Origin of the sequence: Streptomyces sp. NBC_00448 (assembly GCF_036014115.1) — a bacterium.
GTDB lineage: Bacteria > Actinomycetota > Actinomycetes > Streptomycetales > Streptomycetaceae > Actinacidiphila.
The window spans coordinates 2291657-2311930 of the sequence record NZ_CP107913.1; the positions used below are offsets into that span (position 1 = coordinate 2291657).

16 protein-coding genes and 2 pseudogenes are annotated in these 20274 nt (G+C 73.4%); 8 read left to right on the forward strand and 10 right to left on the reverse strand.

Going from position 1 to position 20274, the window contains the following annotated elements; genetic code table 11:
* Positions 1-62: 62 nt before the first annotated feature.
* Both OG370_RS09800 and cobC read left to right on the forward strand, forming a co-directional pair.
* The gene (locus OG370_RS09800; RefSeq protein WP_328473948.1) at positions 63-1496 is read left to right on the forward strand and encodes a cobyrinate a,c-diamide synthase; all 1434 of its coding nucleotides are present in this window, start codon (positions 63-65) and stop codon (positions 1494-1496) included.
* A complete protein-coding gene (cobC, locus tag OG370_RS09805) occupies positions 1493-3109 on the forward strand; it encodes an Rv2231c family pyridoxal phosphate-dependent protein CobC (RefSeq protein ID WP_328462641.1) in 1617 nt (538 codons plus the stop codon). The genes OG370_RS09800 and cobC overlap by 4 nt, the downstream gene beginning before the upstream one ends.
* On the opposite strand, the gene OG370_RS09810 is transcribed toward cobC, so the two are convergent.
* From OG370_RS09810 to OG370_RS09830, 5 genes are all read right to left on the reverse strand, one after another.
* The gene (locus OG370_RS09810) at positions 3087-6287 is read right to left on the reverse strand and encodes an ABC transporter substrate-binding protein (protein ID WP_328462644.1); all 3201 of its coding nucleotides are present in this window, start codon (positions 6285-6287) and stop codon (positions 3087-3089) included. The genes cobC and OG370_RS09810 overlap by 23 nt on opposite strands.
* Before the next feature lie 136 nt (positions 6288-6423).
* Positions 6424-7596 (reverse strand): SCO1860 family LAETG-anchored protein, encoded by a 1173-nt coding sequence (locus tag OG370_RS09815; RefSeq protein WP_328462646.1) that lies wholly within the window; start codon positions 7594-7596, stop codon positions 6424-6426.
* Between the two features lie 315 nt (positions 7597-7911).
* Positions 7912-9012 carry an amidohydrolase family protein gene (locus OG370_RS09820; protein WP_328462648.1) on the reverse strand — a complete coding sequence of 367 codons (1101 nt, stop codon included), beginning with the start codon at positions 9010-9012 and terminating at the stop codon, positions 7912-7914.
* A gap of 33 nt (positions 9013-9045) precedes the next feature.
* Positions 9046-10401, reverse strand: coding sequence for an SGNH/GDSL hydrolase family protein (locus OG370_RS09825; RefSeq protein WP_328462649.1), 1356 nt, complete (start codon positions 10399-10401; stop codon positions 9046-9048).
* 275 nt (positions 10402-10676) lie between these two features.
* Positions 10677-11837, reverse strand: a complete 1161-nt coding sequence (locus OG370_RS09830; protein WP_328462651.1) for a GlxA family transcriptional regulator — start codon at positions 11835-11837, stop codon at positions 10677-10679.
* Between the two features lie 70 nt (positions 11838-11907).
* Here OG370_RS09830 and OG370_RS09835 point away from each other — a divergent pair, with 70 nt between their 5' ends.
* Complete coding sequence (locus tag OG370_RS09835; RefSeq protein ID WP_328462653.1) at positions 11908-13416, forward strand: MFS transporter; 1509 nt, start codon at positions 11908-11910, stop codon at positions 13414-13416.
* A gap of 31 nt (positions 13417-13447) precedes the next feature.
* Entirely contained in the window at positions 13448-13822 is a 375-nt protein-coding gene (locus OG370_RS09840; RefSeq protein ID WP_328462655.1) for a DUF488 domain-containing protein, read from the forward strand.
* 126 nt (positions 13823-13948) lie between these two features.
* On the opposite strand, the pseudogene OG370_RS09845 reads toward OG370_RS09840, so the two are convergent.
* The 3 genes and pseudogenes from OG370_RS09845 to OG370_RS09855 form a co-directional block, all read right to left on the reverse strand.
* Positions 13949-14164, reverse strand: a pseudogene (locus OG370_RS09845) (helix-turn-helix domain-containing protein); the annotation flags it as partial.
* Positions 14165-14199: 35 nt separating this feature from the next.
* Positions 14200-14538, reverse strand: coding sequence for a helix-turn-helix domain-containing protein (locus OG370_RS09850; RefSeq protein ID WP_328462657.1), 339 nt, complete (start codon positions 14536-14538; stop codon positions 14200-14202).
* Complete coding sequence (locus OG370_RS09855) at positions 14538-14681, reverse strand: DNA-binding protein (protein ID WP_328462659.1); 144 nt, start codon at positions 14679-14681, stop codon at positions 14538-14540. The genes OG370_RS09850 and OG370_RS09855 overlap by 1 nt, the downstream gene beginning before the upstream one ends.
* Before the next feature lie 14 nt (positions 14682-14695).
* Here OG370_RS09855 and OG370_RS09860 point away from each other — a divergent pair.
* A pseudogene (locus tag OG370_RS09860) lies at positions 14696-14872 on the forward strand (DUF488 family protein, N3 subclade); the annotation flags it as partial.
* A 90-nt stretch (positions 14873-14962) separates the two neighbouring features.
* Here OG370_RS09860 and OG370_RS09865 read toward each other — a convergent pair.
* A complete protein-coding gene (locus tag OG370_RS09865) occupies positions 14963-16492 on the reverse strand; it encodes an aldehyde dehydrogenase (NADP(+)) (protein WP_328462661.1) in 1530 nt (509 codons plus the stop codon).
* A gap of 147 nt (positions 16493-16639) precedes the next feature.
* Here OG370_RS09865 and OG370_RS09870 point away from each other — a divergent pair, with 147 nt between their 5' ends.
* The gene (locus OG370_RS09870) at positions 16640-17410 is read left to right on the forward strand and encodes an IclR family transcriptional regulator (protein ID WP_328462663.1); all 771 of its coding nucleotides are present in this window, start codon (positions 16640-16642) and stop codon (positions 17408-17410) included.
* Positions 17411-17489: 79 nt separating this feature from the next.
* On the opposite strand, the gene OG370_RS09875 is transcribed toward OG370_RS09870, so the two are convergent.
* Entirely contained in the window at positions 17490-18728 is a 1239-nt protein-coding gene (locus tag OG370_RS09875; protein WP_328462665.1) for a helix-turn-helix domain-containing protein, read from the reverse strand.
* Positions 18729-18928: 200 nt separating this feature from the next.
* On the opposite strand from OG370_RS09875, the gene OG370_RS09880 reads away from it, so the two are divergent.
* Positions 18929-19411 carry a hypothetical protein gene (locus OG370_RS09880; RefSeq protein ID WP_328462667.1) on the forward strand — a complete coding sequence of 161 codons (483 nt, stop codon included), beginning with the start codon at positions 18929-18931 and terminating at the stop codon, positions 19409-19411.
* Entirely contained in the window at positions 19401-20267 is an 867-nt protein-coding gene (locus tag OG370_RS09885) for a helix-turn-helix domain-containing protein (protein ID WP_328462669.1), read from the forward strand. Before OG370_RS09880 ends, OG370_RS09885 begins: the two co-directional genes overlap by 11 nt.
* The last annotated feature ends 7 nt before the right edge of the window (positions 20268-20274 follow it).

The following is a 20274-nucleotide window of genomic DNA, read 5'->3' on the forward strand; positions in this document are numbered from 1 at the left end:
CGAGTACGGGTACGGGTACGGGTACGGATTCGCCTTCGGCCTCCGCCGCGGGCCGGGCCTCGGTGCCGCGCTTCGTGATCGCCGCGCCGTCCTCGCGCAGCGGCAAGACCACGGTCGCCACCGGGCTGATGGCCGCCTTCGCCGCGCGGGGGCTCGCGGTGTCGCCGCACAAGGTCGGCCCCGACTACATCGACCCGGGCTACCACGCGCTCGCCACCGGCCGGCCGGGCCGCAACCTCGACCCGTACCTGTGCGGGGTGGAGCGGATGGTGCCGCTGTTCCTGCACGGGGCGGCCGGCGCGGGGCTCGCCGTGGTCGAGGGCGTGATGGGGCTGTTCGACGGCGCCACCGGGCACGGCGAGCTGGCCTCGACCGCGCAGGTCGCCAAGGTGCTGTCCGCGCCGGTGGTGCTGGTGGTGGACGCGTCCGCGCAGGCCCGCTCGGTGGCGGCGCTGGTGCACGGCTTCGCCTCCTTCGACCCGGGGGTGCGGCTGGGCGGGGTGGTGCTCAACAAGGTCGGCTCGGCACGGCACGAGGAGATCCTGCGCGCGGCGCTGGAGGAGGTCGGGATTCCGGTGCTGGGCGCGCTGGGCCGCTCCGACGTGCTCGCGGTGCCCGCGCGCCACCTCGGGCTGGTGCCGGTGGCCGAGCGGCGCGCGGAGGCGCTGGCGTGGGTACGGGCGGTGGCCGACCGGGTCGCCGCCGGCTGCGACCTGGACGCGCTGCTGGCGCTGGCGCGTACCGCTCCCCCGCTGGCGGGCCCCGCGTGGGACCCGGCGCGCGAGGTGGCGGGTGCAGTGACGGGCTCGGTGACGGACGCGGTGACGGACGCGGCGGACGGCCGTCCGGCAGGCACGTCGGCGGACGCACCGGCGGCGGGGCGTACGGCCCGGCGGCCCGTGGTCGCGGTGGCCCGCGGCGCCGCCTTCACCTTCGCCTACCCCGAGCACGAGGAACTGCTGACCGCGGCGGGCGCCGACGTGGTGGAGTTCGACCCGCTCACCGACGAGGCGCTGCCGGCCGGCACCCAGGGCGTCGTGATCGGCGGGGGCTTCCCCGAGATGTACGCTCCCGAGCTGTCCGCGAACGGTGCGCTGCGCCGCGAGGTCGCCCGCTTCTCCGGTCCGCTGGCCGCGGAGTGCGCCGGACTGCTCTACCTGGTAAGGGAGTTGGACGGGCGGCCGATGTGCGGGGTGCTCGACGCGAAGGCCGGGATGAACGCCCGGCTCACGCTGGGCTACCGCGAGGCGGTCGCGGTCGGCGACAGCGTGCTGGCCGCGGCCGGCACCCGGGTCCGGGGGCACGAGTTCCACCGCACCCGGGTCGAACCGGGTGCGGGCCAGGCACCGGCGTGGGGCTTCGTCCGCCCCGAACGCCGGGTCGAGGGCTTCGTCCAGCACCGCGTGCACGCCTCCTACCTGCACACCCACTGGGCCGCGGCACCCTCCCTCGCCCGGCGCTTCGTCGCCTCCTGCGCCGCCCGGCCGCCTCGATGAGCGAGCGGTTCCACGTCGGCGTGGGCGCGAGCGGCGCGGCGGACGCGGCGGAGGTGCTGGGCCTGATCCGGGCGGCGCTGGCGGAGGCGGCGCCGGCGGAAGCGGTGCTGCTGCCGTGGGCGCGGGCGCCGCACCCCGGGGCGAACCGTTCCCCCGACCCACCGGACGGATCAACGGCCTTCCCGCACAAGGCTGTTGGGCACACCGGCGCCGGGCTCGGCGGGGGCGGCGAATGCTCCGTGGCGGTGCTGGCCACCGTCACCGGGAAGGAGCGGGCGCCCGCGATCGCCGGAGCCGCCGAGCAACTCGGGGTGGCGGTGGTCGGTTTCGCCCCGGCCGTGCTGGCGCGCGTGGCGGTGCCGACGCCGTCCGAGGCCGCGCTCGGCGCGCTCGGCACCCCGTCCGTCGCCGAGGCCGCGGCGCTCCTCGCGGCCGGTCCCGGCGCCGAACTCGCCCTCGCCAAGCGGAAGTCGGCACACGCGACGGTCGCCGTCGCCCGCGCTTCCGTCCCATTCCCCCTTCCGCACTCTGGAGCACAAGACGTGTACCCCGATGGCCATGACCTGCGGCATCACGGCGACGCGGAGGTCGGCGAGGGCCTGGTCGACCTCGCGGTGAACGTGCGGGCGGGGACACCGCCGGCGTGGCTGGCCGAGGTGATCGGGGGGACGCTGGCAGGGCTGGCGGCCTATCCGGACGGGCGGGCGGCCCGGCACGCGGTGGCGGTGCGGCACGGCCGGGCGGACGCGGAGGTGCTGCTGACGGCGGGCGCGGCGGAGGCGTTCGTGCTGCTGGCGCGGGTGTTGCGGCCGCGGCGTGCCGTGGTGGTGCACCCGCAGTTCACGGAGCCGGAGGCGGCGCTGCGGGCGGCCGGGCACGCGGTGGAGCGGGTGCTGCTGGACGCCTCGGACGGGTTCCGGCTCGATCCGCACCGGGTCCCGGCGGACGCGGACCTGGTGGTGGTCGGCAATCCGACGAACCCCACGTCGGTGCTGCACCCGGCGGTGCTGGTACGGGAGTTGACTCGGCCCGGGCGCACGCTGGTGGTGGACGAGGCGTTCATGGACGCGGTGCCGGGCGAGCGGGAGTCGCTGGCCGGGGTGGCCGGGACCGGCGGGGCGGACACGGTGCCCGGGCTGGTGGTGCTGCGCAGCCTGACCAAGACGTGGGGCCTGGCCGGGCTGCGGGTCGGCTACGTGCTCGGGGCGCCGGAGCTGATCGCGGAGTTGGCGGCGGCGCAGCCGCTGTGGGCGGTCTCCTCTCCCGCGCTGGCGGCGGCGGAGGCGTGCGTATCGGCGCGGGCCCGTACGGAGGCCGCCGAGGCGGCCCGGCAGGTCACCGCGGACCGGGCGTACCTGGTGGAGCGGCTGCGGGAGGTGCCGCAGGTCCGCACGGCCGGGGACGCGCCCGCGGCGCCGTTCCTCCTGCTACGGATACCGGGCGCGGCCGACGTACGCGCGGCGCTGCGGGAGTCGGGCTACGCGGTGCGCCGCGGCGACACCTTCCCCGGCCTCGGCCCGGACTGGCTGCGGGTCGCGGTGCGGGATCGCCGCACCACCGACGGGTTCGTCAACGCGCTGTCCGCCGTGCTCACTTCACTCCCAGCGCGCTGAGGTCGATCTGGCCGATCACCTGCTGCTGGTAGACGTTGGTGAGGCGCGGGCCGCGGTAGACCAGATGCCGGTCGTAGACGAGCGGCACCATCGCGGCGTCCTGCATGACCCGCGCGTCGATCTTGGTCCATGCCTCGGTCGCGGCCGACGGGTCGGTGAGCGCGTCGGCCTGGTCGACCATGGCGTTGAGGCTGCTGTCGTCCAGGCCCGAGTAGTTGGTGCTGGAGTCCGGCTCGACGAGCTGGCGCAGGAAGCCGCCGCCGGTCGGGTAGTCCCCGATCCAACCGGTGTACACCATGCCCCACTTGGCCGCCTTGAGCTTGCTCGGGGACAGCAGGGTGTCGTAGAAGGCGCCGGAGTCCAGGGTCTTGACGGTGACCTTGATGCCGACCTTCTCCAGTGCGGTGGCGACCGCCTGCATGGCCTGCTCGCTCTTGGAGGCGCCCGAGAGGCCGACCAGCGTGGTGCTGAAGCCGTTCGGCATCCCGCACTGGCTGAGTTCGGTCTTGGCGTACGTGTCCTCCGCCTCACCGGCGCTGCTGGAGTACAGGTTCGCCTTGGGGTCGTGGCTGTCGTTGCTGGGCGGCAGCATCGTGGTGGCGACCTCGCCGCCTTCGTACTGGCCGCCGAGCGCGGCCTCCACCTCGGCGCGGTCCACGGCGTACGCGACGGCCTTGCGGCAGGAGACGTTGTCGAACGGTGCGGTGTCGGTGCGCAGGCTCAGGTAGCGGGTCGCCCCGGTGTAGGCGAGATCCACGTTCGACTTCTGCGCCGAGCTGTTGATGATCTTCGCCTCGGTCTCGTCGTCGAACATCACCTCGCTGAAGTCCAGGTCGGCGGTGCCGTCGAGCAGCGCCTGCTCCACCTCGGCCTGGGAGTCGTAGGACTTCACCTGGTACCCGGCGGGCAGTTGGGAGCGGACCGGGTCGGTGGTCGCGTCCCACTGGGTGTTGCGGACCAGGTGCAGCGACTTGCCCTTGACGTAACCGGCCACCTTGTAGGGGCCGCTGGCCATCGGCTTCTGCTCGTAGCCCTTGCCGCCGTCGGTGTCGGCGCTGGGCGGCACCACGGCGCCGGCCGACATCGCGAGGATGTACGGGAAGTCGGCGTAGGGCTTGGCGAGGGTGAACACGACGGTGCTGTCGTCGGGGGTGGCCACCGACTTCAGGCCCATCTTGTCGGGGTCGGTGTCCTTGTACGGCCCCGGGTAGTGCTGGCCCTCGTCGAGCAGGTCGGGGAAGTAGGTCGCCCCGCCGGAGTGCACGTCGCGGTCGAAGCTGCGCTCGACGCCGTACTTGACGTCCTTCGAAGTGATCGTCGAGCCGTCCTGGAAGCGCAGGCCCTTCTTCAGGTGGAAGGTCCAGGTCAGGCCGTCGCTGCTGACGTCGCCGGTGGTGGTGGCCAGGTCGGGCAGGAGCGCGCGGCCCTTGTCGCCGGGCGCGGGCGCGTAGCTGACGAGGTTGCGGTAGAGCAGCCGCTGGATGTTCCAGGCGCCGGGGTCGTAGGTGTCGGCGGGGTCCAGCAGGCTGTCGTCGAGGTAGGAGGTGGCCAGTTGGACGGTGCCGCCGGTCTGCACGGAGGGGCGGACCACGCCCTCGGTGCCGCCGTTGTAGCCGGCGCCCTGCTTGCCGCCGTGCCGCTGGAGGGCGGCCTGCTGGTCGACCGGCGCCGTCGTCGGCGGGTGCGGGTCGGGCGTGGGGTCGGGCGTGCCGCCGCCGAGGGCGCCGGTGGCCAGCACGACGGAGACGGTGATGCCCGCGACGGCGACCCCGGCCACCGCGGTGAGGATCTTGCGGCGGCCGCTCCAGGTCGGCTTCGGGCCGGGCGGCATGCCGGCACGGGGGCCGGGGACGGAGCCGAGTCCGGGCCCGGGCGGCATGCCCCCGTGCATGGGCGGGCCGCCTTGCATCAGCGGCTGCTGCTGCCGCGCGGCGCCGTTGTTGACCGGCGGCGGGGTGCTCGGCTGGTACGGCGGGGGCAGCGGCACCTGCGGGCTGCGCGAGTACGCGGGGTGCTCGGCCGGGCCGGGTGACGGCGGCGGGGGTGTGGGGGGATGCGCGGGCGCGGGCGCCTGCGGGGGCTGCGAGCCCTGCTGCCCTTGCTGCCCTTGCTGCGCCGACGGGTTCTGCGGGAACTGCGGGGTGCCCGGAACTCCCTGGTACGGGCCGGGTGTTCGCGGCGGCGTGCCCTGGGCGGGGAGCGAGGGCAGCGCGCTGCCGACGCCGAAGGTGGCGCGCGGGTCGGCTCCCGGGGCGTCGGTCGGCGCGTTCGTCGGGGCGGTGGCCGGCGGCAGGCCGAAGTCCCTCGGCGGCAGCGTGGCCGGCCCGTTCACCGTGGCGGAGCGGGCGGCGGTCAGCCAGGCCCACAGCCGGGCCCGGTAGATCCCGGCGTCGGCGGGGCGGTCGGCGGGGTCCTTCGCGAGCGCGGCCAGCGCCAGGTCGTCCAGTTCCGCGGGCACCCGCGGGTTGCGGGTGGAGGGCGCCGGCGGCTCGGCGTGGACGTGCCAGTACATCAGGCTCAGCGGGGTGCCCTCGTGGAACGGCGGCTTGCCGGTGAGCAGTTCGGTGAGCACGCAGCCGACCGCGTAGACGTCGCTGCGGGCGTCCACGTCGCCGCCGTTGACCTGCTCGGGCGACATGTAGCTGGGGGTGCCGACGGAGGAGCCGACCGTGGTCAGCCGGGTGTCGGTGTCCATCACGCGGGCGATGCCGAAGTCGGCGACCTTGATGGCGCCTTCCTCGGTGACCATCACGTTGGCGGGCTTCACGTCGCGGTGCACGGTGCCGTGGCTGTGCGCGTGGGCGAGCGCGTCGAGGATGTCGCAGACGATCCGCACCGCCCGCTCCGGCTCGAACGGGGCCTGCTCGCGGACGAGTTGGGCCAGCGTGCCGCCGCGTACGTACTCCATGACGAGGTACGGCACGACGGTGTCGCCGTCCTGGTACTCGTCCTGGTCGTGGACGGTGACGATGCCGGGGTGGTTCAGCACGCCGGCGGCGTGCGCCTCGCGGGCGAACCGGCGGCGGGCGTCGGGGTCCTGCGCCAACTCCGGTATCAGGGTCTTGATCGCGACCACCCGGCCCATCCGGGTGTCCCGGGCGCGGTGCACCCGGGCCATGCCACCGGAGCCGAGCAGCTCCGCGAGTTCGTATCTGCCCGCGAATAGCCCGTCGCTCATGCCCGCCCGCCCTGTTGCCCCACCGTGTCAGTGCCCATGGCGCGGTGGTCCCCCGGCCCCGGGTGTGAGGAACAGAGTACGGGGGGCGGCACCACCGCCGGTGCCGCCCCCCGCGCTTGTTACCGCCTTGTGGCGGTCACGCGTCGCCGTCGGCGGACGAACCGGCCCCCCTGCGGCGGCGGTTGGTGACGACGAAGGTCAGCGCGCCGGCGGCCACCAGTGCCGCGGCGCCGCCCGCGAGGTAGGGCGTGCTGGAGCCGGCGCCGGTCTCGGCGAGGTTGCCGGTGCTCGCGGTGTCGGCGACGGTCTGGGTGTGGGTGCCGGAACCGCCCGAGCTGCCGGACGCGGAGGAGCCGCCGCTCGAACCGCCGCTGCCGGAGGAGCCGGAGGACCCGCCGCTGCCGGACGAGCCGCTGCTCGAACCGCCGCCCGTGCCAGCCCCGTTGGAGGAACCTCCGGAGGAGTGGCCGCCGGTGGAGCCGCCGTTGCCCGCCCCGCTGGAGGAACTCCCCGAGGAGGTACCGCCGTTGCCGGAGCCGCCGGACGACGAGCCGCCGGACGAGCCGCTGTCGCCCTTCGGGGTGCGGCAGGTGGCCTGGGCGAGCGTGACGTCCCCGGTCACGTGGGCGACGCCGAGGCTCAGCGGGTCGATGTCGACCTTGAGGTGCAGCGCCGTGGCCGCGGCGGTGTTCGAGGTGGTGACGGCGTTGGTCAGTTCCAGGTCCACCTCGCCGACGCCGGGGACGGCGACCTTGGTGACGCCGATCGCCGACAGCTCGGTGCGCTTGCCGAGCACGGTGAGGCCGGCCAGGTGCGAGGACGCGGTCGGCCGGTGGCCGACCTGGCAGGTCGCCGTGGACGTCACCGCGTCCAGCTTGATCAGGGACAGCAGCGGCAGCCCGGGGACGTGCAGGTTCGCAGCGGCGATGTTGGCGACGCCCTCGGCCTTGTCGCGGCTGGTGGTGGCGTTCGCGGTGGCGACCGAGGCGCGCAGCAGGTTGACGGCCCGGCCCGCCTCGACACCGTGGCCGACCGTGACGGTCAGCGCGGTCTCCTTGGCATCGGCCGGGGCGTGCACGTCGTTCAGGGAGACGTTGATCGGCACGTCCACGGTCTTGTCGAGCAGGGACACGTCCAGGCCCGCACGCAGGTCCGTGGCCGTGGCGGCCCCGGAGTCGTGCGCGGTCGCGGGCGTCGCCTGCACCGCCGGTGCGACGGCCAGTACGGCCCCGGCGGCAACGGCCGTGGCGGCGCCGATGACGGCGACCGAACGGCGTGCGGGCAGGCGGAAGTTGATGGTGCGGTACACGGTTGGGAAACCCCCACGTATGGGATGGAGCCCCCGGCGCGCGCTGATTGGGGACAGCACCCGGGGACCTCGACCCGGCAATATTTACGCACTGAGGGTGAATTGACGGCTACACGGCGCCAGTTCACCCAGAAGGGTGGTTTCCGTGCGCTTCTTCGATTCCCGGCGTACGGCCGTTCTGTACGCTTCACCCGGGAGACTGGGCGGGGCTCCGATCCGGGCCGCTGCTCAAACCAGCGGGCCGCCGCCGTACTTCGGACCGGCGTGCCGCCGCCGTCGTTCAGAGCGCCGTGCCGCCGCCGTTCGGACCACCGCTCAGGCCACCGTGCGGCCGCGCAGCACCACCCGGCGCGGCGCCGCCAGCACCCGGACGTCCTCGCGCGGGTCCGCCTCGTAGACCACCAGGTCGGCGGGCGCGCCCTCGTCCAGGCCGGCGCGGCCCAGCCACTGCCGGGCGCCCCAGGTCGCGGCGGACAGCGCGGCCACCTTCGGCAGCCCGGCGCACACCAGTTCGGCCACCTCGCCGGCGACCAGCCCGTGGGCGAGGCTGCCGCCGGCGTCGGTGCCCGCGTAGATCGGGATGCCGGCGTCGTACGCGTCCCGCACGGTCTGGTGGCGGCGCGCGTGCAGCCGCTCCAAGTGGGCCGACCAGCGGGGGAACTTGGCAGCACCGCCGGCCGCCAATTGCGGGAAGGTGGCGATGTTGACCAGGGTCGGCACGATGGCGATGCCGCGCTCGGCGAAGAGCGGGATGGTGTCGTCGGTGAGCCCGGTGGCGTGCTCGACGCAGTCGATCCCGGCGGCCACCAGGTCGGCGAGGGAGTCCTCGGCGAAGCAGTGCGCGGTGACCCGGGCACCCTCCTCGTGGGCGGCCGCGATGGCCTCGCGCAGCGCGTCCTTCGGCCAGCACGGCGCCAGGTCGCCGATCCCGCGGTCGATCCAGTCCCCGACCAGCTTCACCCAGCCGTCGCCCCGGCGGGCCTCGCGGCGCACGTAGGCGGTGAGGTCCCCGGGCTCGATCTCGTGGGCGTAGTTGCGGATGTAGCGGCGGGTGCGGGCGATGTGCCGGCCGGCCCTGATGATCTTCGGCAGGTCCTCGCGGTCGTCGATCCAACGGGTGTCGGCGGGAGTTCCGGCGTCGCGCAGCAGCAGGGCGCCCGCCTCGCGCTCGGTCAGCGCCTGCTTCTCGGTGGTCGCCTCGTCCACGGCGCCGTGCGCGTCGAGGCCGACGTGGCAGTGCGCGTCCACCAGCCCGGGCAGCACCCACCCGTCGGCGGTCGCGGTGACCTCGGCGGCGGGTCGCCGGTAGGTGATCCGCCCGCCGACCACCCACAGTTCGTCCCTGACCGCCGCGTCGTCGGGCCCGGCGAGCACCCGGCCCCTGACGTGCAGCACCTCTTCGGCTCCGGCTCCCATACCGGCACTGTACTGACCCGGCCGGCGGCTCCGTCAGGAGACCAGCGCGTTGAGGTCGACCGCGTCGGCCATCGCCAGCATCCCCGCGTCGTTGGGGTGCAGGTGGTCGCCGGAGTCGTAGGCGGGGGCCATCGCGTCGGGGTGGGAGGGGTCGCGCAGGGCCCGGTCGAAGTCCACCACCGCGTCGAACGCGCCGCTGGTCCTGATCCACTGGTTGACCTGGACGCGGATCGCGTTCATCGCCGGGCTGAGCCGGCTGTAGGGAAGAATCGTTCCGCCGATCATCCGGACCCCGGCGGCGTGCCCGCGCGCGATGAGGGTGCGGTAGCCGTCGATCAGGTTCTGCGCGGTCAGCGGGCCGCCGGCGCTGTTGAGGTCGTTGCTCAGGTCGTTGACGCCTTCGAGCAGGATGACGTCCTTGACGCCGGGCTCGCTGAGGGCGTCGTCCGCGAAGCGGTGCACCCCGCTCGGGCCGCGGTAGATCTCCGGCGCCTGGGTGAGCAGCCGGTTTCCGGCGATGCCGGCGTCGACCACCCCGAGCCGCTGCCCGCCGGGCGCCGAGGCGAGCCGCCGGGCGAGCTGGTCCGGCCAGCGCCGGTTGGCGCCCGCGGTCGAGTGGTAGCCGTCGGTGATCGAGTCGCCGAAGGCCACCACGGTCGCGTGCGCGGTCGGCGAGACCACGTCGAGGCCGGACAGGTAGTACCAGGAGGTGCGGGTGCGCGCGTAGCCCGCGGCGGAGTCGTCGGCGGCGTGGTCGACACCGTCGCTGGAGACGTACGTCGTCTCGTACGCCTCGCGGTGGAAGGTGGCGGCGCCGGTCGGTCCCGGCAGGTAGAGGCTGACCAGCAGGTTCTGGTCGGCGGCGACCCGCATCGGGATGACGTCGCTGTACTCCTCGGTGCCCGCGGCGACGGTGGTGGAGCGGGAGCCGCCGAAGGTCACCCGGTGGTGGGTGCCGGCGACGGCGCGACCGCCGTCGTACTGCTCGGCGACGTCGGCGGCGCCCACCGCGAGACCCTGCCCGCTGCGCAGGTCGGAGATCCTGATCCGCAGGCCGGAACCGCCGACGCTGGTGTGCACCACCATCCGTATCGTCTGCCGCCGGAACGAGGGCCCGCCCGCGCTCATCGCGCTCTCCCAGGCGCCGACCCGGCCCGGGTGCGCCGCGTCGACCTGCCGCCCGGCGGACGCGGTGGGCTCCGCCTGGCCGCCCCGCGCGTCGTCGTGGTGCGCGCCGCGCGCGTTGGACACCAGCAGCGCGCCGACGGTCGCCGCCGCGACCACCCCGGCCGCGGGCGCCAGCACCGAGCGGCGCAACGCCCACCTGCGGGAACGGGTCGCCTTGTCGATACGGGTACGGGTGCGGGTGGCACCGCGGGCGCGGGACATGCGGCTTTCCCCCAACGTCGTTCCGTGCGGCCTGCTGTCGGCCGTATCGGACGCCCCGTGCCGGGCGGCGTTCCGTCGCATGTCTACAGCCCTTCCGAAAGCATATGCGGAGAACGGGTGAAGACCACATCAGCGTCCCACGGGCTCCGTCTCCCCACACCCGCACACGCCCGTCCCCGGGGGTGGGCGCCACCGGAACGGTGACGCGCCGGGGGGCCGTTCCGGTTCCACCACCCCGCTCCGGCGCCCGCGTCACGGCCCGGTACGCCGGAGGTTCAGGCCACGGGGAGGCGGGTGAAGGCGGCGCGGTAGTCGGAGGGGGTCAGGCCGACGCGGCGCAGCAGGTGCTGGCGGAGGGAGTCGGCGGTGCCGAGGCCGCTGGCGCGGGCGACCTGGTCGACCGGGAGGGTGGTCGTCTCCAGCAGTTCGCGGGCGCGTTCCAGTCGCTGGTGGAGCAGCCACTGCAGCGGGCTGAGGCCGGTCTCGGCGTGGAAGCGGCGGGTCAGGGTGCGGACGCTGACGGCGGCGTGGCGGGCGAGGTCGGTGAGGGTCAGCGGCCGGTCGAGCCGGGTCATCGCCCAGGCGCGGGTCTCGGCGAACGACGTGCCGGTCTCGGCGGGCAGCGGGGTGTCGGTGAACTGCGCCTGGCCGCCCGGCCGTACGGGCGCGACCAGGGCGAGGCGGGCGACGGCGTTGGCGACCGCGGCGCCGTAGTCGGTGCGCACCAGGTGCAGGCACAGGTCGATGCCGGCCGCGTAACCGGAGGACGTGAGCATGCGGCCGTCCTGCACGTAGAGCACGTCGGGCTGGATGACCACGTCGGGGTACTTCTCCGCGAACTGCCGGGTGTACGCCCAGTAGGTGGTGGCGTGGAGGCCGTCGAGCAGTCCGGCCTCGGCGAGCAGGAAGGCGCCGGTGCAGATGGACGCGATCCGCTTCCCGGCCGTCGCGGCGGCCCGCAGCGCCTCCAGGACGCGCGGGTCGGGGTCCTCGGCGGCGCCGGTGCCGGCCACGATCACGGTGTCGGCCCGGTCGAGCGCGTCCAGGCCGCTGCGGATCACCACGTCGGCGCCGCCGCTGGTGGCGACGGGCCCGGGGTCGGGCGTGCACAGCTCGACCTCGTAGCCGGGCCGGCCGTCCACCTCGACCTTGAGCAGCAGCATTTCGGGCAGGGCGAGGTTGAACAGCGAGACGGGTTCCGAGGCGATGACGGCGACGCGGTGGGGGCGCGGGCAGATGAACGGCTCGGCGGCGGCGGGCGGCGGTACGGGCCGTCCGGCGGGCACCGGCGGGGTGCGCGGTGCGTCGGGCGCGGTGGGCCCTTGGGCCGTTCGACGTGCGTGCGGCCGCTTCTTCGTCGCGTGGGGTTGGCCCGCCGCGTTCACCGCGTTCACCGCGTGCGGCTCGTGCGTCGCTTCGGACCCTGCGGTCGCCATGGCCAGAACCTCCGGGAGCGTGGCATTCCGGCCACTACTCTACGCGTCCGGCCGTCGGCAGGCTGAGGGCATGCCAGAGGAACTCATCACGCCCGAGCCCCATCTTCCGCCGTGCGAAGAGCGGTTGGACCTCCCGCGCACGACGAGCGGGGACCTCCCGCGCACGACGAGCGGGGACGGCGCCGGCCCGGCGCCGGGCGCCGCTTCGGCCACGGCCTCCCCCGCCCTGACCCTGGCGGCCGCACTGATCGGCTTCGTCCTGGTCACCCTCGACTCGTCCGTGGTGAACGTCGCCCTGCCCGCGATGGGCCGCGAACTGCACGGCGGGCTGGCCGCGTTGCAGTGGGTGGTGGACGGCTACACCCTCGCGTTCGCGTCGCTGATGCTGTCCACCGGCGCGCTGTCGGACCGGGTCGGCGCGAGCCGGGCGTTCGCGATCGGAACCGCGGTCTTCACCGTCGCGTCCGTGGCGTGCGGGCTCTCGCCGAACCTGGCGGTGCTGGTGGCCGCGCGGGTGGTGCAGGGCAGCGCGGCGGCCGTGGTGCTGCCCGCCTCGCTGGCGCTGGTGCGGCAGGCGTTCCCCGACCCGCGGAAGCGGGCGCGCGCCATCTCGGTCTGGGCGGCGGGCGGTTCGACCGCCCTGGCGCTCGGCCCGGTGGCGGGCGGCGCGCTGACCACGGCGTGGAGCTGGCGGGCCATCTTCTTCATCAACCTGCCGGTGGGCCTGGCCGCCCTGGTGCTCTCGGCCCGGGTGGCCCGCTCCCCGCGCCGCCCGGCCCCGCTGGACCTGCCCGGGCAGACCACCGCGGTGGTGGCGCTGGCCGCGCTGACGTACGCGGTGATCGAGGGCGGCCGGACGGGCGCGGTGGCGGGTGCGGTGGCCGCGCTCGCGCTGGCGGGGTTCCTGGCGATCGAGGCCCGGCACCCGCACCCGGTGGTGCCGCTGGGGCTGTTCCGGAACGGCACCGCGGCGACGTCGATCGCGACCGGCGCCGCGGTCACCTTCGGCTTCTTCGGGGCGGTCTTCGTGCTGAGCCTGTTCTTCCAGGAGGTACGCGGCGAGTCGGCGCTGACCGCGGGGTTGATGTTCCTGCCGATGACGCTGCTGATCTCCGTGGTGAACGTGGCGTCGGGCAGGATCACCAATCGCTACGGGCCCAGGGCGCCGATGCTCGTCGGCCAGAGCGTGGCGGTGGCCGGGCTGCTGGTGCTGCTGTCGGTGGGCGCCGGCACACCGGCGGTGTTGACCGCGGTCGCGATGATGCCGCTGAGCCTCGGTGCCGCGCTCGCGGTGCCCGCGCTCACGGCCGCGGCGATGGGGGCGGTGCCCGCCGAACGGGCCGGGATGGCGGCCGGCGTCCTCAACGCCGCCCGCCAGGTCTCCGGCGCGCTCAGCGTCGCGGTGTTCGGCGCGCTGGTCGGCGGGCGCACGCACTTCGTGACCGGGATGCGGAAGGGGCTGCTGATCTCCGCGGCGCTGCTCGCCGCCACCGCGCTCGCGACCGCACTCGCCCCCCGCGCCCCACGGAACGAGCCGTCCGGGCCGGAAGGCCGCAAGCTGGGAGGGGGCACGGAATGAGGCCGAACGCGGGGGGCCGAGGAGGTCCGTCATGACGTCCACCAGCGGGTTCCGGGTACGCCGGGTCTACGACCCGCCCGAGTCCGGCGACGGGGTGCGGGTCCTGGTCGACCGGCTCTGGCCGCGCGGCCTGTCCAAGGAGGCCGCGGCCGTCGACGAGTGGCCCAAGTCCCTCACCCCCTCGGGCGAGTTGCGGAAGTGGTTGCACGCCGAACCGGACCGCTACGACGAGTTCTCCCGCCGCTACCGTGCGGAGCTGGCCGCGCCGGAGCTGCGGGGAGACCTCGCCCATCTGCGACGGCTCGCCTCGGCCCGAACCGTCACCCTCCTCACCGCGGTCAAGGACCCCGAGCACAGCCACGTCCCCGTACTCCTGAAGTCCCTGGAAGGCGGCTCCCCGCCGTGATCGCGCCGGGGATACCCACGTGATCCACTACACCGACGATCCGACGGTCATCTGCGACCGTGTTGCCGTCAGGGCTGCCGTCGACGGTCTGGATCGTTCAGGGGATTTCCGGGTTCGAAGGCCACGTCAAGCGGCTTCGTCGTGCGGAGTGAGACTGATGGTCAAGTCGGCGCCAAGGGCACCAGCCAGGCGGCGCAGCAGCGGAAGCGTGGGCACGGTTCCGCCGGCTTCGAAGCGGGAGATCTGCGGCTGCTTCATCCCGCACCGCTCAGCCAGTTCGGCCTGGGACAGCCCGAGCTCGGTGCGCCGGTCGTGGACGAGCCGGCCCAGTTCGCGGGCGAGTGCCGTGGGGGCGTCAAGCATGGCTCCTCCCGGGGTCAGGCGGCCGGGGTGACGATGGTGACAGTCGGCTCGTCCCCAGGAGCGAGATGCATGTCGACGGTGAGGTCCAAGGCTCGGGCCAGGCGCATGATGACGACGATGGGCGGCAGTTCGGTGGCGGTCTCGATGCCTTCGATCTCGTCGGTGGTGGTGTGCAGACGCTCGGCCAGGTCGGCCTCGCTCAGGCCGAGTTGCTTACGCCGGTCGTAGACGGCCTTGCCCAGCGTCATGGCCAGGCCGGCTTCTTCGTAGACGCGGTCGTACTCGGGGTCCGTGTCGAGGTGTTCGCCGATCAGCCGGCGGTGGCGGCGGGTCCTCCATTCGCTGTGCTTCATCAGTCCTCCTTGAGGTCGCGACTGTAGAGGTCGTGTTCGAAGGCCGCCTGGTGCTCGGTTTCGCACAGCCGTTGAACGGCGTGGGCGCGATCCACTTCGGCCTGCTCGCGCATCTTGGTCTTGCGGAACACGGTGAGCGGCACCGGACCGCTACGGCGAGTTCTCCCGCCGCTACCGTGCGGAGCTGGCCGCGCCGGAGCTGCGGGGAGACCTCGACCATCTGCGACGGCTCGCCTCGGCCCGAACCGTCACCCTCCTCACCGCGGTCAAGAACCCCGACCACAGCCACGTCCCCGTACTCCTGGAGTCCCTGGAGGACGGCTCCCCGCGATAGCGGTTCCGTGTGCTTCCGGAGGGAGCCGCGCATGCCCAGGGGCCGCTCACCGCGAGGTGCCGGCAGCGCATGGCCGGGGCGCCCCCGAGCTCAGGGGCGTCCCGTGACCCGTTGGGGAACCCCCGCGGGGTTGTCGTCGCGCAGTTCCGGCGGGAGGAGGGCCGGCGGGGTGTCCTGGTAGGCGACGGGCCGCAGCCATCGCTCGATCGCAGTGCCGCCCACGGAGGTCGACGTGGAGGTGGTGGCGGGGTAGGGCCCGCCGTGGTGCTGGGCGCCGGTGACGGCGACCCCGGTGGGCCAGCCGTTGACCAGCACCCGTCCGGCGAGCGCGCCGAGCCGGGTCAGGAGCGCGGCGGCGGGCCCGCCCGGGGTCACCGCCTCGTCCGCTCCGAGGTGCGCGGTCGCCGTGAGGTTCCCCGGCAACCGGTCGAGGATTGCGTCGAGTTGGTCCGCGTCGCCGTACCGTACGACCACGGTGAGCGGCCCGAAGCACTCCTCCAGCAGCAGGTCGTACGCGCCGGGTTCGGCCAGTTCCGCGGCATCAGCCACGACGTAGCCGGGGCGTACCGCGAGGGGGTCCTCGGCGCTGCCGGCGGTGACGGGGGTGGCGACGGCGGGCAGGGCGGCGCGGGCGGCGGCGCCCTTGAGGAAGTTCTCGCGCATCCGGCCGTCGAGCAGCACCCCGGCGGCGGCGTCCTGCGCGGCGCCGGTGAGCGCGCCGACGAGACGGTCCCCGTCGGCGCCCGCCGGGGTGAGGACCAGCCCCGGCTTGGTGCAGAACTGCCCGCTGCCGAGGGTGAAGGAACCCGCCAGCCCGGTGCCGATCTGCTCGGCCCGCTCGGCGGCGGCGGCCGGGGTGACCACGACCGGGTTGAGACTGCCCAACTCGCCGTGGAACGGGATCGGCCGGGGCCGGGCGGCGGCCGCGTCGAACAGTGCCCGGCCGCCGGGAATCGACCCGGTGAAGCCGGCCGCGGCCACCAGCGGGTGCCGGACCAGTTCGACGCCGGCCTCGAAGCCGTGCAGCAGCACCACGGTGTCGGCGGGCAGGCCGACCGAGACCGCGGCCTCGCGCAGCAGCCCCGCGGTGAGCACGGAGGTGGCCGGGTGGTCCGGGTGCGCCTTGACCACGACCGGGCAGCCCGCGGCGAGCGCACTGGCGGTGTCGCCGCCGGGCACGGAGAAGGCGAGCGGGAAGTTGCTGGCCGCGTAGACCGCCACGACGCCGAGCGGGATCTTGTACCGGCGCAGGTCCGGCCGCGGGATGGGCTTCGCGTCCGGGTCGGGGTGGTCGATGATCACGTCCAGGAACGCGCCCTCGTCCACCACGTCGGCGAAGGACCGCAGTTGGAAGGCGGTGCGGGCCAGCTCTCCGGTGAGCCTGGGGGTGCCGAGCGCGGTCTCGGCGTCGGCGGCGGCCACCACCTGCTCGGCGTCCCGCTCCAGCAGCCCGGCTGCCGCCCGCAGCAGCCGGGACCGTACGCTACGGTCGGCGAGGGCGGGGAGCGCGGTGGCGGCGGCGCGCACGGCGGCGTCGACCTCGGCGGCCGTGGCCTCGACGGCGACCTGCTCGCGCTGCTTCCCGGTTCGGGGGTCCACGCTCCAGACTGGTACTGCCACCGGAATAACCTCCACATTTCCATATTGCACGCGGTCGGTGCTCGTCGTCGTTCCGGTCTGTTCTCTATACTGAACAACGTCTTCACATGTGAATCTCCGCCGAGCCTACGTCCACGCGGCCCGGCCGAACAAGAGGGGTCAGACGCGATGGCTGTTGCCGAGGGTGCCGGTTCCCAGGTCAAGTCCGCGGTCCGCACGGTGGAGCTGCTGGAGTTCTTCGCGGGCCGCCCCGGCATGCACAGCCTGGCCGCCGTGCAGGAGTCGGTCGGCTACCCCAAGTCCAGCCTGTACATGCTGCTGCGCACCCTGGTCGAGCTGGGCTGGATCGAGACCGACGCGACCGGCACGCGGTACGGCATCGGCGTGCGCGCGCTGCTGGTCGGCACGTCCTACATCGACGGCGACGAGGTGGTGGCCGCCGCCCGGCCGACCCTGGACCGGCTCTCCGACGAGACCAGCGAGACCATCCACATGGCCCGGCTCGACGGCACCAACGTGGTCTACCTCGCCACCCGCCAGTCGCAGCACTACCTGCGGCCGTTCACCCGGGTCGGCCGCCGCCTGCCCGCGCACTCCACCTCCCTCGGCAAGGCGCTGCTGGCCACGTACACCGACGAGCAGGTGCGCAAGCTCCTTCCGGAGACGCTGGAACCGCTCACCGAGCACACCCACACCGACCGCGAGAAGCTGATCGAGGAACTGGCCGTCATCCGCGAGCAGGGTTACGCCGTGGACCGCGAGGAGAACACGCTGGGGCTGCGCTGCTTCGGCATCGCGATCCCCTACCGGACCCCGGCCCGCGACGCGGTGAGCTGCTCGGTGCCGGTGGCCCGGCTCACCCCGGGACACGAGCAGATGATCAAGGACACCCTCTTCGACGCCCGCGACCGCCTCCTCCTGGCCACCCGCCCCCTCTGACGTCTGACGGCGCCCCACCCCACCCGGGTCGCCCGGACCCGCCCCTCGGGGTGACGCTCGCCCGGGCGGCTACGGCCCTCTACCCGCTCATGCAGAGGTGGTCGGCAACCACCCGCATGTCCGCGGTCAGGGTGCGCTTGCGCTTCTTCATGATCTCTTCCATGGTCACGGCAGCCGACTTCTGGTGCCGCAGCCACTCGGGAACCGAACGGTAGAGCCGCATCAGCTCGTCCATGGCCGCCGACCCGTCCCCCGTGCGAACGTGCGCACGCGCCAAGTCGAGCACGTAGCGGCTGCCGTCGGTCGTGCTGGGCTTCCCCAGACGCCCCCACGCCTTGGCCGACAGGGCTTCGTCTTCCGTGGATCTGCGTACCACTGTGCGGGCATCCCCGATAATCATGAAGTCCTCCAGCGACTTCATCGCCGCCGTGACGGGGCCGAAGGCTGCAAGAACGTCGTACGTCTGGGAATGCCCGACCGCGGCAGCTGCGATGGAAGCCGCCCGGCGGTATTCCCTGGCCTCCTGTGGGCGGTTGTTGCGTATCGCCGCCGCAGCCGCTTCCATCGCCACGCCGCCCCACACGGAGTAGCGATCAGGATCGGCGTTGCTGACCTGTGGTTCGATCAGATCCATTGCCTCGACGGCGAGTTCTTCCGCCTCGTCGAACCGTCCGGTCCGCAGCAGCGTGAAACACAGACCCCTCACCCTGTTGGCGGCAGCCACATTGTCCTTCGCCGTCACCGCGTCGTTCACGGATGCGGTAGCCGCCACGTGCGCGATATCGAACTGCCGGATCTGTGTCAGATATCGTCCGGCGAGTCCCAGCACTTCGGCACGGGCCAACAGCGCCTCCCGTGACTCGTCCTCCGACCCCTCGTAATAGGCAACGGCCGCGTTGGCGTCACGCATGAGCAGCGGAAGTGCCGCCGCGAGACTCGCGTACCGGCCCGCGGGATACAACGTCACAGCATCACGGACCGCCCGCCGCAGGAGACGGAGGTTCGGTTCGTCGCCCGTGGGCGGCGGGACATCGGCCAGCCTCACTCGCGGGGTCAGCGCGATACGCAGATCACGAAGGTTGAGATCATTCGGATCGTTGTGGCGAACCGGCGTCGGGGCATCCGAAACCAGTAACTCCGAGGTCCTGACCCCGAGGCCGCGCGCAACAGCGTGGAGGGTCTCGATCCGTACACTTCCGCCCTGCTCGATCTTACGGACCGTCGCTACGGAAAAGCCCGACTGATGGGCGAGTTCCTCCTGGCTGAGGCCGGCCCTTCGCCGGTGCCTGCGTACATTGTCCGCGAGTTCTTCCGACATATCCTCACCTGCCCTCCAGTTCAGCGTACGGCGCGGAGACAGGAGGGCAGTCGGGAAATCCGGCCACGGGGAGCAACTACGCCGGAGCGTAGCGGTTGCACCGTGCCGAGCGGACAAGTGGGCCATCCCGTCCATGGGGCGCGACATCGCGCACTCATACCGTCGTGACACCCAGTCACCGATTCGACACCGGGACCGTGATGACCTCAGACTCCGAGCATCAGTACCCCCGCGACGTCACCGAAGCGGCAGATCGGACCACGCCGCGGTTACTGCCCTGGACCGAGGAGAACGGGCAGCCCGCCTACCTGAACGGCGACCCCTCAGGACCACTGTGGAAGTTGGCCGACCAGATGGAGGCCGTCCAACTCGGGCTTGCCGAAGAACTCCTGCGAAACGTCCGCGCGGTGCTCGCCGGCCCCGAGCCGTCCCCCGGGGAACTGTGTTTCCTCATCGCCCGCCTGACCGAGGCCCTTCTCGACGCCCTGCGCGTCGCACACAGCCGCGGCGCCCGCCTGGCGCCCCCCGCCGTCGCCCTCTGCGCCCATGATGCGGGCGCTCCCCCTGACGACTCCGGTTCAAGCCCTGACAAGGGGATGTACCCCCGGCCGCCCGGATTCGACGCGCCCGGAGACGCACTTCGCACCCCTCAAGACCGTGGAGAGGAAAGCCATGAGCAGTGACAGCAACAACGGGGGCAAGGACCTCATCGACTGGGAGTGGTTGTCGGCAAGGGAGTTGTACGCGAGCGAACTGGCCTACCGGCGACAGCGCGCGGGGCTGACGCTGATGGAACTCGGGGCGAAATGCCTTTACGAGCAGTCGTACTTGCATCGGCTGGAGCGGGGGCAGCGGTTGGGCACCGTGGAGGCGGCTGCCGCGCTGGACAAGGTGTACGGCACCGGCGAGCTGTTGGTGAAGCTGTGGCACCTGGCCAAACGGGAGGCGAAGGACCGACCGTTCCTCGGACTGGCGCCGTTGGAGGCGGGCGCGGTGAGCGTGCAGGAGTACGCGGTGAGCGCGGTGCCGTACCTGCTCCAGACCCGCGCCTACGCCGAGGAGCAACTGCGCACCGCCCGCCCGCACAGCATCAAGCAGTTGAGCGCCCAGGTCGCCGCGCGGCTCAAGCGCCAGGACCGGCTGACCGGCCCGAACCCGGTGCACTACCGCGCGTTGATCGACGAAGCCGTGCTGCGCCGTAGAGCCCGCGACCCGAAGACGTGGACCGCGCAGCTGGCACACCTCATCGAGGTCGCGCAACAGCCCGATGTGTCCCTGCACGTCGTCCCGTTCGGCACCGGACCGCACCACATCCGCAGCTGCCTGGAACTGATCTTCTTCCAGGACGGCCGCACCGTCGCCTACACGCAGAGCAGTTGGAGCGGCCACCTCGTCGAGGAACCCGAGGACGTCGAACCGCTGCGCCTGGCGTACGACTTGCTGCGGGATACCGCCCTCACGCCCACCGAATCGCTGAACTTCCTCCGCACCGCGCTGGAGGAGCACGCGCCGCAACGGCAACCAACTCAGCCCGCCTGAACCCGGC

Excerpts from the sequence above, each read along its gene's own strand:
- cobC (WP_328462641.1), top strand. The coding sequence starts at position 1,493 with ATGAGCGAGCGGTTCCACGTCGGCGTGGGCGCGAGCGGCGCGGCGGAC.
- OG370_RS09810 (WP_328462644.1), bottom strand. The coding sequence starts at position 6,287 with ATGAGCGACGGGCTATTCGCGGGCAGATACGAACTCGCGGAGCTGCTC.
- OG370_RS09820 (WP_328462648.1), bottom strand. The coding sequence starts at position 9,012 with ATGGGAGCCGGAGCCGAAGAGGTGCTGCACGTCAGGGGCCGGGTGCTC.
- OG370_RS09825 (WP_328462649.1), bottom strand. The coding sequence starts at position 10,401 with ATGTCCCGCGCCCGCGGTGCCACCCGCACCCGTACCCGTATCGACAAG.
- OG370_RS09830 (WP_328462651.1), bottom strand. The coding sequence starts at position 11,837 with ATGGCGACCGCAGGGTCCGAAGCGACGCACGAGCCGCACGCGGTGAAC.
- OG370_RS09835 (WP_328462653.1), top strand. The coding sequence starts at position 11,908 with ATGCCAGAGGAACTCATCACGCCCGAGCCCCATCTTCCGCCGTGCGAA.
- OG370_RS09840 (WP_328462655.1), top strand. The coding sequence starts at position 13,448 with ATGACGTCCACCAGCGGGTTCCGGGTACGCCGGGTCTACGACCCGCCC.
- OG370_RS09850 (WP_328462657.1), bottom strand. The coding sequence starts at position 14,538 with ATGAAGCACAGCGAATGGAGGACCCGCCGCCACCGCCGGCTGATCGGC.
- OG370_RS09870 (WP_328462663.1), top strand. The coding sequence starts at position 16,640 with ATGGCTGTTGCCGAGGGTGCCGGTTCCCAGGTCAAGTCCGCGGTCCGC.
- OG370_RS09875 (WP_328462665.1), bottom strand. The coding sequence starts at position 18,728 with ATGTCGGAAGAACTCGCGGACAATGTACGCAGGCACCGGCGAAGGGCC.
- OG370_RS09880 (WP_328462667.1), top strand. The coding sequence starts at position 18,929 with ATGACCTCAGACTCCGAGCATCAGTACCCCCGCGACGTCACCGAAGCG.
- OG370_RS09885 (WP_328462669.1), top strand. The coding sequence starts at position 19,401 with ATGAGCAGTGACAGCAACAACGGGGGCAAGGACCTCATCGACTGGGAG.